Below are 17,600 nucleotides of genomic sequence, written 5' to 3' on the forward strand. Positions count from 1 at the left end.
TGCGGAACCACGAGAGGTTCTCAGGTTCCTGCCCGGATAATCCTGTTGCAAGTGTGAAACGAATTAGGCTTTCAGAAAAAGAAATTATTTCTGACGTTCTGCTTCAGAAAATCTGACCTCAGTAATGAATCCATACGGTCTTCAGCGCTGTGTATTTATCGAAGCTGTGCAGAGAGAGGTCACGACCGAAGCCGGACTGCTTCACACCTCCGAAGGGTGTCATGGCGGACAGCGCATCCACCGTGTTGACGGACACCGTCCCCACATTCAGCCGCTCCGACAGATCGAGCGCCCGGCTGACATCGCGGGTCCAGACGGAAGCCGCCAGCCCGTAGGACGTATCGTGCGCCAGACGGAGCGCCTCCTCTTCGTCACGAAAGGTCTGGATGGCGAGAACCGGACCGAAAATCTCTTCCCGCACAATCGGCGCGTCAGAAGGCGCGTCCGCAAAGACCGTGGGCTGGATGAAAGCATCCGACGCGCCGACCGTCACGCGACTGCCGCCCGCGACAAGGCGGGCCGTCTCGCGTCCCGAGGCCAGAAACTCCGCGACCCGCGCAGTGTGCCGGACATCCACCATCGCACCCATTCTGGTCTGGGGATCGAGAGGATTGCCGGGCACGATCGCCTCCGCACGCACGCGCATGCGTTCGACCATGTCGTCCGCCACACTCTCATGCACCAGCATACGGGAGTTGGCGGAGCAGACCTCGCCCTGATTGAAGAAGATGCCGAAGGCGGCCTTGTCGGCGGCGGCGTCCAGATCGGCGTCCGGGAAGATCAGGTTCGGGCTTTTCCCGCCCGTCTCCAACCAGACCTGCTTCATGTTGCTCTCACCGGCATAGCGCATGAACAGCTTGCCCACATCGGTCGAGCCGGTGAAGACGAGGCAATCCACATCCGGGTGACGTCCGAGAGCCTGTCCCACCTCCTCGCCGAATCCCGGCACCACGTTCAGCACGCCATCCGGGAGTCCGGCCTCGCTCGCCAGTTCACCCAGACGGAGCGCCGACAGAGGCGACTGCTCGGCAGGCTTCAGAACCACCGAGTTGCCCGCCGCCAGAGCAGGCGCGAGCTTCCAGATGGCCATATCCAGAGGGAAGTTCCACGGCACGACCGCGCCGACCACCCCTAGCGGCATACGACGGATCATCGCCACATCGCGTCCACCGGTGGGCGCAACCTCATCATACAGCTTGTCGATGGCTTCCGCGTGCCATTGGAGAAAATGGATCGAGCCCGGCACGTCCACGTTCACGGTCTCGGAAATGGGCTTTCCCATGTCAAGCGTGTCGAGCAGCGCGAACTCCTCGGCATTGTCGCGGATGAACGCGACCAGCCGCAGCAGGACGTCCTTGCGGGCAGCGGGGGTCAGGCGGGACCAACGGCCGTCGTCGAACGCTTTGCGGGCAGCCTGCACGGCCCGGTCGATGTCCTCCACTCCTCCGCGCGCCACGTCCGTCAGAACCTCGCCGCTGGCGGGGTTGACGGTGCCGAAGCATCGACCGGAAGCAGCGGGGACGAATCGTCCGTCAATCCAGCACTGATTACGGAAGATCAGGCTGGAGGCGCGCCCCGCATAATGAGCAAGGCTCTGCATCACGCCGCTCCGTGTCCGGGCCGGTATGTCATGTAGCTGCGCTGCTTGGCGATATGGTCGGCGACGTATTTCGCGTCATGCCAGACGCCCCAGATGAAGGAGGAGCCCCGGCGCGTCTGCCAGGGCAGACCGAGAAAATACACGCCCGGCTCGGAGGAAACCCCGCGCTGATGGTGAGGACGACCGTTCTCGTCCAGCGCTTCCATCTTCAGCCAGCTATAATCCACACCGAAACCCGTCGCCCAGATGATGGTGGTGATCCCCGCTTCCTTCAGATCCAGTTCGAGCAGGGGATGCTTCACGCACTCCGGCTCCGGGAGGAAATCGCGGGCGGAGGGTTCTTCAGGCAGATCCAGACCGTTGCGGGTGACATAGGCGTCCGCCTCTCCGAGCAGGGAGAGGTAGTTGGCGTCGCCTTTCGCGATGTTTTCGGCGAGATCAGGCGCAAAGGTCAGTCTGTCGTCCACGAAATTTTCGGTGCGCCCGAGCAGGGTCATGCCTTCCGCGGCGAAACGGCGGAAATCGACGGTATGACCACCATTCGCACCGCTGACGGCGATGGTCGTGTGTTCCACGCCCGGCGTCGCCTCGGCATCCCACTTGTTCAGCACGCCAAGCCACCACACGAAATCGCGTCCGCGATAGCTGCGGGGCGGACGGTCATGCGGCCCCACCGAGAGATAGACCTTACGGCCCTTACGCATCAGTTCTTCGGCAATCTGCGCGCCGGACGATCCGGCTCCGATGACCAGAACAGCGCCGTCAGGAAGCTGGTCGGGGTTGCGATATGCCGCCGAGTGAATCTGGCTGAGACCGGCCGTCTCCGGCACCACGGACGGAATGACCGGAATCTGGAAAGGGCCGGTCGCAGCAACGACACATTCGGCTTCGATTGCGCCTTCGGACGTGTCGATGTGAAAACCGGTCTGCCCCTGCCTGCGACGCACCTCCCTGACATCCACGCCACAGCGGATCGGCGCTTCGATCATGTCGGCATAGGCCGCGAGGTAATCGGCGACCCTTTCCTTCGGTGCGAAATCGTCCGGACCGTCCTTGGGAAACAGCATTCCCGGGAAACGGTCATGCCACGCCGGTCCATTGGCGACGAGGGAATCCCAGCGGCAGCTCCGCCAACGCTCGGCCACGCGGTTCCGTTCCAGAACGATATGCGGGATGCCGTAGGAGCGCAGGTGTTCACTCATGGCGATACCGGCCTGCCCGGCTCCAACCACGACAACTTCGGTTTTTTCGACAGACATGGCTGCCTCCTTCCTTCCCGGTCATACCCGGGCATGACACAACAATACGATATCGAAACAAATAGACGTGAAAGATGACGCGCCCGCCCAAGGGCTTTCAGAAGACGAAACGGTTATTCGTCGCCGGGCACGCCATAAGACGGGGCCGCTTCAGGGTTGAGGCAGCGGGTGACGTAATCGTGCATCTGCGGCTTCCAGACACTCCACAGCGACGCCAGACGTCCGATGGGATCGTCCTCCCAGTCCACCCGGAGGTCGGCCAGAGGCCACGCCTCCCGGTCAACCAACAGCATGCCCGCAGACCGGACCGGACCAGCTTCTCCGCCTGCATGGAGACCCGCCTGCATGGCCAGCATGACTCGTTCTCCGAGTTCAATCTCCGGCCCCGCCTCCTCAAAGCTGCGCACGATGGTTGCCGGCACGTCCGGAGAAGCCAGAAGATTGCCTGCGGACACCACATTGAGCCCTTCGGCGCTTGCGTTGATCCCGAGGGATTTCTCCCCGGACCACAGGGCCGTCCGGCCCTCCCGGTCGATCAGGGTCATCTGGCGAAAGGCGGGGAAAGTACACGTGCGGGCGATGATGTCTCGGGCTTCGCCAGCGGACGCGCCAGCCTGCATCAGGTCAAGCGCCCACGGACCAAGGCGCGGATCGGTTACGTTCTGCGTGGTGACGGCTCCCACACCGGCTCTCGCAAAGGCGCAGCGGGCCGCCACGGCAGGAGAGGATGAGGATACGGCGACCGCGAACTGGCCGGTACGGGAACAACGCGCGACGAGGGAAAAGGTCATGGCTTCGATGTCTCTCCGCAGGAAAATCCTGTCAGCCAGAAGATGAATTCTGACTATGTAGAGAGGCTATCATCCTTGTTCTGACACCGTAACAAGGACTTTCCGAGGCGCTGCTTCTGTTTTTCTGAGCTTTATCTTACTTGAGGATCAGAGAAACGGACATTCAGGGTGACAGAGCCCATCAGCGCCACGCAATCCGCCATCCCGTCACTGCAAACACAAAGGGGCGGCCCGTTACCACGAGCCTGCCCCTGCAACATCCCCCCCCCCCCCCCTGCTCTGCCGGAAGTGTTTACTTCTTCATGTAACAACGCCAGCCACCCGTCGCGGTGATATCCGTGCCACTCCGGGCGACAGCTTCACTGCACAGAAAGCCACAGACTTCCTTGCCATTGGCCAGCGTGAGACGCCCGATGGACATGGGCTGCGGAACCGAAGCGACAAATCGTCCGAAACCTGCGGTATCCAGTTCATAGACTTCGACTTCCAGACCTTCGCCCGTGAAACCACGTTCACGCACAAGGCCCGGCTTTGGCGGCGTTGCGTCAGGCAGGGCAAAAAGCCTGTAATCAGGCGCTGTACGCGTCGTTTCCCGCAGAACGGCGTTCTCCTGCTCAAGCTGCCAGTGCAGGGGGAAACCTTTCAGATGCGCTCCCACGACAGCCAGAAGCACCCGGCCGGAGGATGAGCCGCCCCGTTCTGCAAAAGATTCCGGCTTTTCACTGCGCGCAGCACCGATGGCTTCACCCAGAGCCTCATGAAAACGCCCCGCCAGAGCAGCCAGATCCTCATCGGTGAAAGCTGGCCCGACAAATGTCACGCCAAAGGGCAGGCCATCGGGGGCAAAACCGGCGGGCACGGCGCAGGCGGCCATATCAAGCAGATTGACGAAATTGGTGTAGGCGCCAAGCAGACTGTTCGCGGCGATAGGCTGCTCGATGACCTCCTGCTTCGTGACGATACGGGGCGCGGTCGGCAACAGCATGACATCGAAATCATTCCACATCCGCTGCGCAACCTGCTGCAACGCATGCTGGCGATAAATCCCGTCGAACACATCTGTAGCGGAATAGTTTACCGCTCCGTCGAGGATCACCCCGACAGTCGGGTCCATGTCCTTACGATTTGAGTGATAAAAATCCTTTATTGCCGCAAGACGTTCCACAACGAAGGGACCGCTGTAGAGCAGGGCCGCCGTTTCCTTCAGAGGCGCGAAATCCAGTTCGACAGGTGTTCCGCCAAGCTGCTCAAGGCGCTGTATGGCCTGTTCATAGAGAGCGGCATTGGCTTCGTTGCCGTCAAAAAAGCGATCTTCTGCCGACAGAACTGCAAAGCGGAACGTCGCAAGCGGCAGCGAATGTGGCGAAAGGGTCCGCGAAAACGGTGCACGGGCATCCGCAGCGCCCGCAATCCGTTCGACCTCCCATGCATCGGCGGTCGATCCGGCAAAAACCGAAATACAGTCAAGGGATTCGCAGGCAGGAACGAGCCCCCGCGTGCTGAGAACACCTCTCGACGGCTTGAGACCGACGATGTTGTTGAAGGCTGCCGGGACGCGACCTGATCCTGCCGTATCCGTTCCCAGAGAAAACGACACGAGCCCGGCGGCCACAGCCACAGCAGAGCCGGAGCTTGAACCACCCGAGACATAATCCGCGTTAAACACACAATGCGGCTGGCCATAGGGCGAGCGCATTCCCACAAGACCTGTCGCGAACTGATCAAGATTGGTCTTGCCGATGACAATGGCTCCGGCTGCTTCCAGCCGCTTGATCACTTCGGCGCTTTCGCTCGGTTCATAGGCAAAAGCCGGACACGCTGCCGTCGTCGGCAGACCGGCGACATCGATATTATCCTTTACTGCAAACGGAATACCGTAAAGCGGCAGGTCATCCGCAGACAGCTTTTCCAGCTCGGCAGCACGGGCCAGAAGCTGCTCTGTTGGAACACGGCTGATCCAGACCGCCGAATCCTTGGCGGCATAAGCCTCAATGCGCGCAGAAACTTCACGCACGATCTCTGTAGGCGTCAGCGTTCCGGCGCGACAGGCGGAAAGCAGGGGTGCTATCTGCAACATGTTTGGCAAGGTCATGATGTTTTCCTGTTCTGTCAGCGTCGGATTGTTCGTGAATGTCAGTCTGTGCGCACAACCATGATGCGTTCGCCGCCCCGCACTTCCCGTCCCTTGCGGCAGAGAATATCCGTGACGATACCGGTTGCAGGCGAGACGATCTTCATCTCGGTCTTCATGGATTCAATGATGGCGACGGTGTCTCCCACTTTCACAGAATCACCCACATTGACGGGAAGCTGCCACACGCTGCCGGGCACCGGGCTGTCCACGCCCATGTGGCCTTCGGGGAGAAGGGATTCATCCGCCTGATTATCGTTCGTCTCTTCCTCGAATGTGTCGAGACCATTCGCAATCCAGTCCTGACGCTCGGCTTCGAAGGCGGCCTGCTGTCGGCTCCGGGCGGCTTCAATCTCGTCCCTGTTGGCGTCGAGAAAGGCGCGATACTCCCGCAGACTGAACTGCGTCTCTTCGATCTTCACGGAGAAGCGACCATATGGGAAAGCGGCACGCGCCTCCATCAGCTCATCGTGCGAGACGGGGTAGAAACGGATCTGATCGAAAAACCTGAGAAGCCACGGTGTACCTTCATGGAACACATCCGTTGTCCGCCATGTGTTCCAGACCTGTGTGGTGCGGCCAAAAAGCTGATAACCGCCTGGCCCTTCCATCCCGTAGATGCACATATAGCTGCCGCCAATGCCCACCACATTATCAGGCGTCCATGTGCGGGCCGGATTGTATTTGGTCGTCACCAGCCGATGACGCGGGTCTATCGGAGTGGCGACAGGCGCGCCGAGATAGACATCGCCCAGCCCCAGAACGAGATAGGAGGCGTCAAAGATAATGTTTTTGACTGCATCAATCGAAGACAGTCCGTTGATGCGACGGATGAACTCGATATTGGACGGGCACCATGGCGCGTTGGGACGCACAAGTTCCTGATAACGCTGCATGGCTAGACGCGCCTGCTCGTCATCCCATGAGACGGGGAGATGCACGATACGGCTGGGCACCACGATATCATCGTCGCCTGATGGAAGCGCCTGCTCGATACCGTGCAGGGTTTCCAGAAGTGCGGACAGACTGATGACATCAGGATTGTAATGAACCTGAAGCGACCGGATGCCGGGCGTCAGGTCAATAATACCGTCAACAGCTTCGCCTTTCAGACGCTCCAGCACAAGCTGGGCACGCAGACGCAGCGTCACATCCAGTTCCGGTGGACCGAATTCGAGCAGCAGATAGCTGTCGCCCGCACGACGATACACGACCGGAATTTCACCTTCCGAACGAAACAGGATGGGACTGTCACCCGTCACCGAAGCTGTCAGGAATGGCAGATTCAGCGGCTCAGGCTGCACGCGACGGAAGCGCACCTTGTCGCCCGGATGGAGCTGCCCCATCTTCCACAGCTCATCGCGGGTGAGCACGGCCGGGCAGACAAAACCGCCCAGACTTGGGCCATCAGGCCCCAGCAGGATCGGCATGTCACCAGTAAAGTCGATGGCGCCGATGGCGTAGGCATTATCGTGAATGTTGGAAGGATGCAGCCCAGCCTCGCCGCCGTCCGTGCGCGCCCAGCGTGGCTTCGGTCCGATCAGGCGGACGCCCGTACGGGCGCTGTTGAAGTGAACCTCGTATTCACTGGAAAACAGCTCGGCGATATCCTCGTCACGGAAGAAATCCGGTGCGCCATGCGGGCCGTACAGCACACCCAATTCCCATGTCTGCGTCAGCGCCGGACGGTCTTCGACTGGAATGGTGATGGTCGGAGGAGCATTCGTCAGCGGCGCAGCAAGTCTCAGAACATCACCGGTACGCAACTGTCCGGTCGCATGACCACCGAACTGACCGAGCATGAAGGTTGAGCGCGATCCGAGATAAAGCGGCGCATCAATGCCACCCCGGATGGCAAGATAGGTGCGATGCCCTGCCCCCTTGATCTGACCCAGTGACAGAACCTGTCCGGCCTGCACCTCGATCGGCTCCCAGTAAGGAATTTCCACTCCATCCAGTGTGGCAGGCATAAATGCCCCGGCAAGACCTATGGTGGCAGGAGCGTTGAAACGGAGGACCGGACCAGAAACCGTGAATTCCAGAGCAGCCACACCCTCGGCATTGCCGACAATGCGATTGGCCAGACGGAAACTGCGATCGTCCATCGGACCATTGGGGGGCACGCCCACATCCCAGTAGCCGATCCGTCCCGGCCAATCCTGCACTGTGGACTGAAGGCCCGGCGCAATGACTTCGATTGTCGTTGGCGTGTAGGCAAAACTGTTGAGCAGACCAGTAAAAACCTCACCGGCCAGCACGGCAGGCGCTCCAGTAATGGCGCGCAGATAATCGAGATTGCTTTCCAGACCACCGATACGCGTCGCCGTCAGCGCTTCGTTCAGATTGTGGAAGGCTTCTTCTCGTGTAGCGCCCCGTGCGATGACCTTGACCAGCATCGGGTCATAATAGGGCGTCACTTCCGTACCGGTCTCGATCCATCCATCCACCCGCACGTTCTCCGGGAAATGGACCTCAGTCAGACGTCCCGTGGACGGACGGAAGTTTTCCGCCGGGTTCTCGGCATACACGCGCGCTTCCACAGCTGCGCCCTGCGGAATCAGGCTGTCCTGTGACGGCAGAACCAGACTGCCAGCCGCCTGACGGACCATCCACTCCACGAGGTCGATCCCGAATACTTCTTCGGTGACGCAGTGTTCGACCTGAAGACGTGTATTCACCTCAAGAAAATAGAATTCACCGCTTTCGGTATCATAGATGAATTCCACGGTGCCCGCAGACTCATACGCGACTGCGGAGCACAGGGCGCGGGCCGCCTCACGCAGTCCCTTGCGTGTCGCCTCTGACAGGCTGGGAGCCGGTGTTTCCTCAATGACTTTCTGGTTGCGGCGCTGAAGCGAGCAGTCACGTTCACCCAGCGTAAGAATGTTGCCTTTGCCGTCACCGAATATCTGCACCTCGACATGGCGTGCGAAGGCAATGAACTTTTCAAGAAAGACGCGGGCGTCACCAAAATTGTTGCCACCCATACGGGAAACCGCCGCGAAGCAGTCACGCAGTTCAGCCTCGTTGTGGCAGACCTGCATGCCAATGCCACCACCACCTGCCGTGCTCTTGAGCATGACCGGATAGCCGATGCGCTGGGCCTCGACCGCGGCCTCATCGGCCGTGCCGAGAATATCGGACCCCGGCAGCAACGGCACATTGTTCTGCTTGGCCAGATCGCGTGCGGTATGCTTGAGGCCGAACGCCCGCATATGCTCCGGACGCGGCCCCATGAAACGGATGCCACGTTCAGCCAGTTTTTCGGCAAACTCGGCTCGTTCACTGAGAAAACCGTAACCGGGGTGGACAGCCTGCGCCCCCGTTCTGGCGCAGGCATCCAGAATCGCGTCCATGTTCAGATAACTGTCTGTCACCACCGCCGGACCGATCAGTACGGACTCATCGGCCTCCAGAACGGGAGGCGTGAAACGGTCCGCTTCCGAACACACGGCAACGGACGCGATATTCATGTGCCGGAGTGTACGGCTGACACGCCGGACGATTTCTCCACGATTGGCGATGAGGACCTTGCTGAACATGACTGATTTTCCGATGGATCAGATGGAAACGGGGTCGCCGATGACCACGCGGATGGGCGTGGGCGTGAAGCCGTTGCAGGGATTATTGACCTGCGGGCAGTTCGACACCACGACAAGCGTATCCATTTCCGCACGCAGATCGACAAAACCACCGGGCTCGGAAAGACCGTCATCAATCACCAGTTCGCCATTCTGCATGATGGGAACATTCATGAAGAAATTGACGTTGTTGACGATATCCCGCTTGCTCATGCCGTATTTTTCCACTTCCAGAAGGAAGTTTTCGCGACAGGCGTGCATGTATTTCGTCTCATGTCCGAAGCGCACCGTGTTGGATTCACAGCTACATGCACCCGCTAGCGTGTCATGACGTCCGCAGGTGTCCTCCACGACGGTCATGAGCACATTGCCTTCATTGGAAAACAGGCGACCACCCTTGCCGATATAGGCCGCTCCCTGATTCACAAGCGTATCCTGTGCGCTGTAGCGCTCGTGATAGGCATGGGCATTGTAGAAAAGGGCATCCACAGCCTGTTGGCTTTCAAGGTCGATAATGCGGAGGACCTGCCCCTTACGGACCACACCGGACCAGGGCACCCGGGCAGCCACAACCTCATCAAGAGTGATGGTCGAGAAGACCTTGCTGATATCGCATTCTGGCATCGATCGGACTCCCGGATCAGACAAAGAGAGGGTCGGTATTTTCGAAGCCACGGCGGGCTTCTTCACAGAAAGTCCGGCACAGATCATCCGGCTTGATGGCGGGAGCCTGCCAGCGCACGGCCTCGATCGGTCCGGGCGCAAAGGTTTTCTCCGGAGCCAGAGGATGCGGACAGTTGGAGACCGCCACGAGAAGATTCATCTCCGCCCGCAGATCGACATGGTCGCCAGCCCGGACATCGCCATCGATCCAGCGGAAGCTGCCATCCGCCTGCGTGCTGATATGCGAGAAAAAGGTGATGCAGGAGGTGACGTCATGCTGCGACATGCCGTGTTTGCCGGCAATCAGACGAAGGTTGTTACGTGTGTTACGCAGACCCTCACTACCAAAATTGCGAGCATTGCTCTGTGGCGTGCTGCCACCGACCAGCGTATCACTGTAACCGCAGGAGTCACCGATGATGGAAGCGAGCACACGCCCCATGTCCGAGAACAGGACACGGCCCGTTGTGAGGCATGTGGTCCATTGCAGCTTGATGGTGTCGCCAGCGTTATAACGCTCGCTCAGATCATCCGCATTCCACAACCCGACGGAAACGCCATTGTTGCCTGATGCATTGATCAGACGCAGCGCCTGACCACGCGGCAGGATTGTGCTCCAGTACCAACCGCCCGGAATGGCTTCACGATGCAGCACACTGCTTTCGGTCATCTCTATAGGCGTGAAGGCGGGACGTGCGCCGCTTTCCGCGAGAAGAGCCTGATCACGGAGCTGGTTGTAGCGGGCGCGATACCATTCTGGTGTCTGTTGATCGATCTGCATGAAACGCTCCTTTTTATGGAGTAAGCCGAAAAATACCGGTCAGCACGGCGTTATATCGAGCGAAGGGGGACGTCCCTTCTCGTGAACGGGGGGAATAAGAGATGCGATGAGATGCAGTTTTCCGGAAATGACACCGGACTGCGTCATGAACTGGTCCGCAATTTCCTGAAGCTTTCCGACCTTTCCCTGCACCAGAAGAACCTCCAGTGTCTGGCGACGCACGAGGTTGACGTGCAGAGAACTGATCACTTCGGCAAGATTTTCATATTGCAGTTCAGCAAGCCTCTGGGAAAGGCCCGTTGCGGCGTTGTTGTAGAAAAGAATGATGACCCCCGCCATCAGTTCATCCGCACAGTCATTGCGTGACGCCATCAGTTCCTGATGCAGGATATTCTGGATGGCCTGAGAGCGGCTGGCGTAGCCCTTCTCCGCCACCATGGCGTCCAGTTCCTGCAGGATACCGGGCGGCAGCGAAATGCTCACACGACTGACCTGCTCCTTCGTTTCCCGTCTGGTCATTGGCGCAGTTCCTACTCAGCCTTGTCCGTGACGAGGGTAAGAAGCGGAATATTCACATCTTCCCCACCCTCATCCGCGTCTTCCACGTTACCGCCGAAGGAACGGATCAGCCCTTCCAGATGGGCTTTCGTCGAGAGGAATTCATCAGATGTCATCTGCGCCGCCCGGCGCGGACGGGACAGCGGCACTTCAATGACTTCTTCCACCCGTCCCGGACGGGGCTTGAGCACGAGAATGCGATCAGCCAGATAAATGGCCTCATCCAGATCGTGCGTGATGAAGACAATGGTGATGTCGATCTTGCGCCAGATCTCCATCAGATAGTTCTGCATCTTCAGACGGGTCTGGGCATCCAGTGCGCTGAAGGATTCATCCATCAGCAGAACGCGTGGACGGGCGGCCAAGGCCCGGGCAATGGCGACACGCTGCTGCATCCCACCGGAGAGCTGATGAGGAAAGGATGTGGCGAACTGTTCCAGTCCTACAACCTGCAACCATTGCATGGCCTGACGACGGGCTTCCGACCGCTCGGTACCGCCCATTTCAATGCCGAACATCACATTTCGGCAGACATCCAGCCACGGAAACAACGTGTATTTCTGAAACACCATACCCCGGTCTGGGCCGGGGCCGTTCACAGGTTTTCCATCTACAAGGATACGGCCTGTGGTCGTTTCCTCAAGCCCCGCAAGGATGCGGATCAGGGTTGATTTACCGCATCCAGACGGGCCTACGACACAGATAAATTCGCGTCGGTGAACGCCGAATTCGATATCTTCAAGCGCCACGGTCCTGTTGCGCTTCTGCGCGAAGACCTTTCCAACGTGATCGATCTCCAGCACATACTCGCGCTGTTTGATCTGCTCCATACGTTCGGCCACATCCGCCGGAAGCGTGCGATAGTCGGGAAGCTGATGTTCAGTCATCCGTCGATCTCCCTTTTCCAGCTGAAGAACCGGTGCCCCAGAAGACCGAGAACCATGTCGGTTCCAAGACCGACGATTCCGATAATAGCCATTGCGGCATAAACATTATCGAAATGCTGGTAACGCGCCTGCTGGGTGATGAACCATGTGATGCCTGAAGATGTGCCGATCAGCTCGGCCACGATCAGATAGGTCCAGGCCCAGCCCAGCAGGATACGCTGGTCGCGATAAAGGTCCGGCAGGATGCCCGGAATCACCACACGAAAAAGCAGCTTCAACCCCTTCGCTCCAAGCGTGCGGGACGCTTCGATCAGTGCGAAATCCAGCTTGCGTGTCGTGTTGGCAATCACAAGAATCTGCTGAAACAGCGTGCCGATAACAATGATGGCAATCTTCGGCGCATCATAAATACCAAGAATGGCGACAGCGAGCGCACCAAATGCCGGCGCGGGAAGATACCGGAAAAAATCCACCGAAGGCTCGACAAGGCGCGCCAGACCGGGCAGCGCGCCACACAACACACCAAGCGGCACGCCGATCAGGGAAGAGATGAGAAACCCCCAGAAAATGATCTGGATACTGTGTCCGAAAGCCTGCGTGATGGAGTGTTCCGCTCCCGTGGGAGCAGAAGACGTGAAGGCACGCACGAAAGCTGTCAGAACTTCGCCGGGAGAAGGAAGATAGACCGGGTTTGCAGCAATTCCTTGAGGAACAGGCTGATTTTTTGCCTGCATCTCGCTGACGGCACGCGTGAAATCAGCACGGTTCATCCGCATGCCCGATTCCAGATAATCCTCGCCACCCGGGTCCGTAATCAGCACCTGCGGATGCCATACGAACGGCAGGTAGCTCACAGCACTCCAGACCAACAACGGCAGCAGCACGGCAAAAACCCCGAAGACTCCACGGGACAGCCCGTCAGTCCGCCCGTATAGTCTCCATGAAGCGGCAAGGCCCTGCATGGCGGTCGCTCCTGCCCAGCGTTATTTCACAGCCGCCACGAAAGACGGATCGATATAGCTGTCCACATTTTGTGGAGTTTTATAAACGCTGTAGCGGACATTGAAGGAATCGGAGACCGAGGAAGAACCGTAGAGCGACCCGAGACCTTCTTTTTTTGCAAAAACAGCCTTGTCATCAGACACAGTCAGCAGGTGCGTTCCCTTCAGGAAACGCTTGTAAGCCTCGGGCGAAACGCCCGTGCGTGTCGCCATGATCTTCAAGGCATCAGGCTGTGTTTTCGGATCCTTGATATAGGAGACGACATGATCCCAGACACCCACCAGCTTCTGCCACTGATCCCGGTTGTCATGCAGGGACTGCGGATCGACAACGATGGTGTCATAGATCAATCCGGGCGCTTCATGGGATGTGAATACAGGACGCGCTCCCGGCACCATATGCAACGCCTGCCCCGCATTTGGCTGCCAGGCTGCTACCGCAGCAACTTCTCCAGAAGCGAGCACCTGCGGGGTTTCATTGGTCTTCGTATTGACCAGCTTCACATCCTTCTCGCTCAGACCAGCCTTTTCCAGCCCCGTGAGCAACAGCAGATGATCGACCAGCCCCTCTTCAACCGCAACCGACTTCCCTTTGAGCCCCTTGATATCAGTGATGCCCGGCTGGGCGACAACCATGTCATTGCCGTCGGAATAATCCGTGGCGAGGATCATCACCCCCTTATGTCCATTCGCTCCCGTGACGAGGGCATCGCCGTTCGTGGCCATGACAGCATCAAGCTTGTGGGCCGAAAACGCATCAAGTGAGGCACTATAGTCGAACCACTGAAAATCAGCATCGACACCGGCTTCCTTCAACCATCCCTTGTCGATGGCGACCTGCCAAGCAACCCAGCCGGGCCAGTCACTGTAGCCGATCTTCAGGGTCGCAGCGGACGCGGAGGAGAGCGTTGCCGCGACACAGACGCCAGCCAGCAGGGTTTTCCGAAGAAGCGGGAGCAGGTGCATGGTCAGACTCCAGTAATACGAATCATATAAATCGTATTACTCATTCTCTGACGGAATCCAGTTGGTTGCAACATAAAAATGTTCTTGCCATGAAACTAAAATCCGAACAGACACTAACATTTTGATTTCATGTCATTTATTTCAAAAGAAATCCCTCCATAAATTTGAATACCAAACAGACCCCGATGCGATAGCGCCCCATTTTCCGGGCTGGTCCGCTATTTTGCGCCGGACGAAGCCGCTCTTTGCCACAGCCAATCGGACGCGATGCCGAGCAAGTCTCCGGATAAATAAAGAGGGGAGCAAAGAAACCGCAGTCGGGATGAGCAGACACTGGACGTCCGATTTTATATTCGAAACCAGAATCAGAACCCCCTTTCATTTTACGAAAAACTCTGATTCTGCCCAAATAAATACTTGATATTTTTATCTTCTTTGCAGGATACAGCCTGTTATGTCCGACGTCCCGGCCGGGCCACGATACGTCCCATCCTGAGGTAAGAAGAGATCGTCCTCTGGCGCATCGTGCGTCATATCAGGATGACGCGGCTGGATGTCGCCGTTCACACTGTCAGGTCAGATACAGGCAGAAAGCAGGTCACGCGCCCAATGACCGACGGCGGCAATTCCTTCGGTTCTCTGTGGACAGGGACGAAGCCCAACGTCGTTTCTCACACACTGAAGAAAGCAAGGCAGCGCGGGAACAGCGCCATGGCATTCCTTCCTTTATCGGCACCCCCGTTCAAGGCCACTCTTCCAAACATGGTGCTGACAAACCTCTCTACCCATGACCCTGCCTCTGATCCGCAACTCACATAGCGCTCCTGACCAGCGCACAAGGTATGCAGCAGCATGTATATTACCAAACACTGTTTCTGATAAATACCATTCCAATATGAGGTAGACCAGAGATCGGCTCTTGCCGCCTTTCATATCTCATTGATGCATGGCGAAAAATGCTTCGGGAACCGCCTGACTCTGTAATATGAACCAGATGATCATGATAACCGGGAGAGTAGCTCATGCAGTTCAACAATATCAGAATAGTTCAGGAAATTTCCGACTGCGCTGACCGCTATGAAAAGGCTCTGGCTGATAACGACGTTGCGACACTGGACGATTTTTTCTGGAATGGACCGGAAGTGGTGCGTTACGGCGTAGGGGAAAATCTGTACGGTGGTGAAGAAATCGCGGCCTTCCGCCGTGCCCGGCAGGGCGGCTCACCTCCACGCGCGGTCCTTCGACGTCACATTACCAGTATGGGTGATGATACCGCCGTCGTCAGTCTGGAATTCAGGCGGGAAGGCAGCCAGAGAACGGGCCGTCAGATGCAGACATGGGTCCGTGTGAACGGACAGTGGAAAATAATCGCAGCGCATGTATCGCTGATGGCTCAGCAGTCAGAAGCCGTCGCGCCTGCCCTTTCATAGGCCCTGCGTCGGAAATCAGCACATCGACCGCGCTCTGTCTCAGACCCTTGAGACCGCAATCTGTGTCCTGATGGTGTTCATATCACGTGACCAGCGATTACAGGCCGGCAACAGCAAATCGTCGGCCACTGTCAGACGCAGACCGGCGGGCAGCCGTTTAAAGAGCAGCGTATCCAGAGTGCATTCACCCTGAAGAATCTGCGGGTCAATGGTGAATGCCGCAATATGCAGTTCATCGGATGCTTTCCGTATGGAGCCGTGCTGCGCGGCGCACATGAAATATCGGAGAAAACGGGCATCCTGACTTGCTCTCATTTTGCGAATACATCATGCTGAATAAAAATATATACAAGAACACTTCGATTGTGAAACATTGACGTCAGAGTTGCAGGCGCTACCGGGGATATCCGTGAAGAAGCTCTCTGTATGGCGCAACAAGGATTGATAGGCGCGCATGGAACAGCTCGAAAGACAGGTGAAGGCAGACCTTCAGAAAATCTCGTATGCAACAGGCAACTGGTGTTTTTCCCGTCAGAAAGATGGTGAACAGGTTCTCGATGTCGCCATCATCGGGGGCGGTCAGGGTGGAATTGCGACATGCTTCGCGCTCAAACGGCGTGGCATTTCCAACGTCTGCATTTTTGATGCGGCCCCTCGCGGTGGAGAGGGTCCCTGGATCACCTTTGCCCGCATGCTCACGCTCCGGACGCCGAAATATGTGACAGGACCTGATCTGGACATTCCCAGCCTGACGCCACAATCATGGTATGAAGCCAAATATGGCGTGCAGGCATGGAAAGATCTGAACAAGATCTCCCGTCAGGACTGGCAGGCCTATCTGGACTGGGTGCGGGACGTGCTGGAGCTGCCGGTTCAGAACGAGCACCGGCTGACAGACATGGCATGGCAGGATGGCCTTCTGCGTCTGTCTTTTGAATGTGCGGGAGGAGAGCGAAAAACTGTATGGGCCCGCAAACTGGTTCTGGCGACCGGCATTGACGGTGGCGGCCGGTGGCACATCCCGAAATTCATCTCGGATGCTCTGCCGTCCACCTCCTATGCCCATACGTCGCAGCAGATTGATTTCGAGAAACTGCGTGGCAAGCGCATTGGCGTTCTGGGAGCCGGAGCTTCGGCTTTCGACAATGCTGCGACAGCTCTGGAGATGGGGGCGGCCAGTGTAGATCTCTGCCTGAGACGCAAGGAGATTCCGTCGGTCAATCCATATCGCTGGATGGAAAATGCGGGCTTTCTAAGCTTTTTCTCGGAGCTTCCTGATCTCACCCGCTGGCGTTTCATGCGCCGTATCTACGACCTCAACCAGCCTCCGCCGCAGGATACGTTCTGGCGCTGCCGTCGCCATGAGAATTTCGCGTTTCATACCGGCGCACCATGGACAGCGGTAAGTCGTGACGGAGATGACGTCGTGGTGACGACACCCAAGGGTGAGATGCGCTTTGACTTCCTTATTATCGGCACCGGCTTTACCGTCGATATGGCGCTACGTCCCGAACTGGCGGGAATAGCCAGCCATGTAGCGCTCTGGAAAGAGCGTTTCACACCACCTGAAGATGAACCGAGCGGTGTTCTTGGAGATTATCCTTATTTGGGAAAAAACTTTCAGTTTCTTCCCAAAGATGAGAATGATCCCATCACACCTATGCTGGCGGCCATTCACAATTTTACCTTTTCCGCCACACCCAGCATGGGCCTGTCCGGTGCATCCGTAAGCGCGATGCGTTTCGGCGTCGAGAAACTCTCCTTCGCCATCGGTCGTGATCTCTTCGTTCAGGATGGGGATCAGCATTTAAAAAGTCTTCTGAACTATCATGTTGATGAACTTGTCAGTCTGGAGCCGCCACCGGCCTGAATGGTGATCCAGTGCAGTCTCTCCTGACGGGACCGGTCTTTCGGGTCTGCGCGTCTGATCTCGGCAGCATGGTACTCTCTTG

General features: G+C 57.9%; 14 protein-coding genes. 2 read left to right on the forward strand and 12 right to left on the reverse strand.

Going from position 1 to position 17,600, the window contains the following annotated elements; all coding sequences use genetic code 11:
* Positions 1-118: 118 nt before the first annotated feature.
* The 11 genes from LKE90_RS09385 to LKE90_RS09435 all read right to left on the reverse strand — a co-directional run bounded on the left by LKE90_RS09385 (position 119) and on the right by LKE90_RS09435 (position 14,218).
* Complete coding sequence (locus LKE90_RS09385) at positions 119-1,600, reverse strand: aldehyde dehydrogenase (RefSeq protein WP_291493139.1); 1,482 nt, start codon at positions 1,598-1,600, stop codon at positions 119-121.
* Complete coding sequence (locus LKE90_RS09390; RefSeq protein ID WP_291493137.1) at positions 1,600-2,859, reverse strand: flavin-containing monooxygenase; 1,260 nt, start codon at positions 2,857-2,859, stop codon at positions 1,600-1,602. Before LKE90_RS09390 ends, LKE90_RS09385 begins: the two co-directional genes overlap by 1 nt.
* Before the next feature lie 113 nt (positions 2,860-2,972).
* Complete coding sequence (locus tag LKE90_RS09395) at positions 2,973-3,650, reverse strand: DUF1028 domain-containing protein (protein ID WP_291493136.1); 678 nt, start codon at positions 3,648-3,650, stop codon at positions 2,973-2,975.
* Between the two features lie 292 nt (positions 3,651-3,942).
* Entirely contained in the window at positions 3,943-5,742 is a 1,800-nt protein-coding gene (atzF, locus tag LKE90_RS09400; protein ID WP_291493134.1) for an allophanate hydrolase, read from the reverse strand.
* 41 nt (positions 5,743-5,783) lie between these two features.
* Positions 5,784-9,323 (reverse strand): urea carboxylase, encoded by a 3,540-nt coding sequence (uca, locus tag LKE90_RS09405; RefSeq protein WP_291493132.1) that lies wholly within the window; start codon positions 9,321-9,323, stop codon positions 5,784-5,786.
* Positions 9,324-9,341: 18 nt separating this feature from the next.
* Positions 9,342-9,986: an urea amidolyase associated protein UAAP2 gene (locus LKE90_RS09410; protein ID WP_291493130.1), complete on the reverse strand. Its 645-nt coding sequence runs from the start codon at positions 9,984-9,986 to the stop codon at positions 9,342-9,344.
* A gap of 16 nt (positions 9,987-10,002) precedes the next feature.
* A complete protein-coding gene (locus LKE90_RS09415; RefSeq protein WP_291493128.1) occupies positions 10,003-10,806 on the reverse strand; it encodes an urea amidolyase associated protein UAAP1 in 804 nt (267 codons plus the stop codon).
* 39 nt (positions 10,807-10,845) lie between these two features.
* Positions 10,846-11,325, reverse strand: a complete 480-nt coding sequence (nikR, locus tag LKE90_RS09420) for a nickel-responsive transcriptional regulator NikR (RefSeq protein ID WP_291493126.1) — start codon at positions 11,323-11,325, stop codon at positions 10,846-10,848.
* Between the two features lie 11 nt (positions 11,326-11,336).
* Positions 11,337-12,251: an ABC transporter ATP-binding protein gene (locus LKE90_RS09425; RefSeq protein WP_291493123.1), complete on the reverse strand. Its 915-nt coding sequence runs from the start codon at positions 12,249-12,251 to the stop codon at positions 11,337-11,339.
* Positions 12,248-13,213: an ABC transporter permease gene (locus LKE90_RS09430; protein ID WP_291493121.1), complete on the reverse strand. Its 966-nt coding sequence runs from the start codon at positions 13,211-13,213 to the stop codon at positions 12,248-12,250. Before LKE90_RS09430 ends, LKE90_RS09425 begins: the two co-directional genes overlap by 4 nt.
* A gap of 21 nt (positions 13,214-13,234) precedes the next feature.
* The gene (locus tag LKE90_RS09435) at positions 13,235-14,218 is read right to left on the reverse strand and encodes an ABC transporter substrate-binding protein (protein ID WP_291493119.1); all 984 of its coding nucleotides are present in this window, start codon (positions 14,216-14,218) and stop codon (positions 13,235-13,237) included.
* Between the two features lie 1,022 nt (positions 14,219-15,240).
* Between LKE90_RS09435 and hpxZ the strand changes: the two genes are divergently transcribed.
* Positions 15,241-15,648: an oxalurate catabolism protein HpxZ gene (hpxZ, locus tag LKE90_RS09440; protein ID WP_291493117.1), complete on the forward strand. Its 408-nt coding sequence runs from the start codon at positions 15,241-15,243 to the stop codon at positions 15,646-15,648.
* A gap of 39 nt (positions 15,649-15,687) precedes the next feature.
* On the opposite strand, the gene LKE90_RS09445 is transcribed toward hpxZ, so the two are convergent.
* Positions 15,688-15,963, reverse strand: a complete 276-nt coding sequence (locus LKE90_RS09445; RefSeq protein WP_291493115.1) for a helix-turn-helix domain-containing protein — start codon at positions 15,961-15,963, stop codon at positions 15,688-15,690.
* A 139-nt stretch (positions 15,964-16,102) separates the two neighbouring features.
* On the opposite strand from LKE90_RS09445, the gene LKE90_RS09450 reads away from it, so the two are divergent.
* Positions 16,103-17,518: an NAD(P)-binding domain-containing protein gene (locus LKE90_RS09450; RefSeq protein WP_291493113.1), complete on the forward strand. Its 1,416-nt coding sequence runs from the start codon at positions 16,103-16,105 to the stop codon at positions 17,516-17,518.
* Positions 17,519-17,600: the final 82 nt, after the last annotated feature.

This window comes from Acetobacter sp. (assembly GCF_022483985.1).
In the GTDB taxonomy this organism is placed as follows: Bacteria; Pseudomonadota; Alphaproteobacteria; order Acetobacterales; family Acetobacteraceae; genus Acetobacter.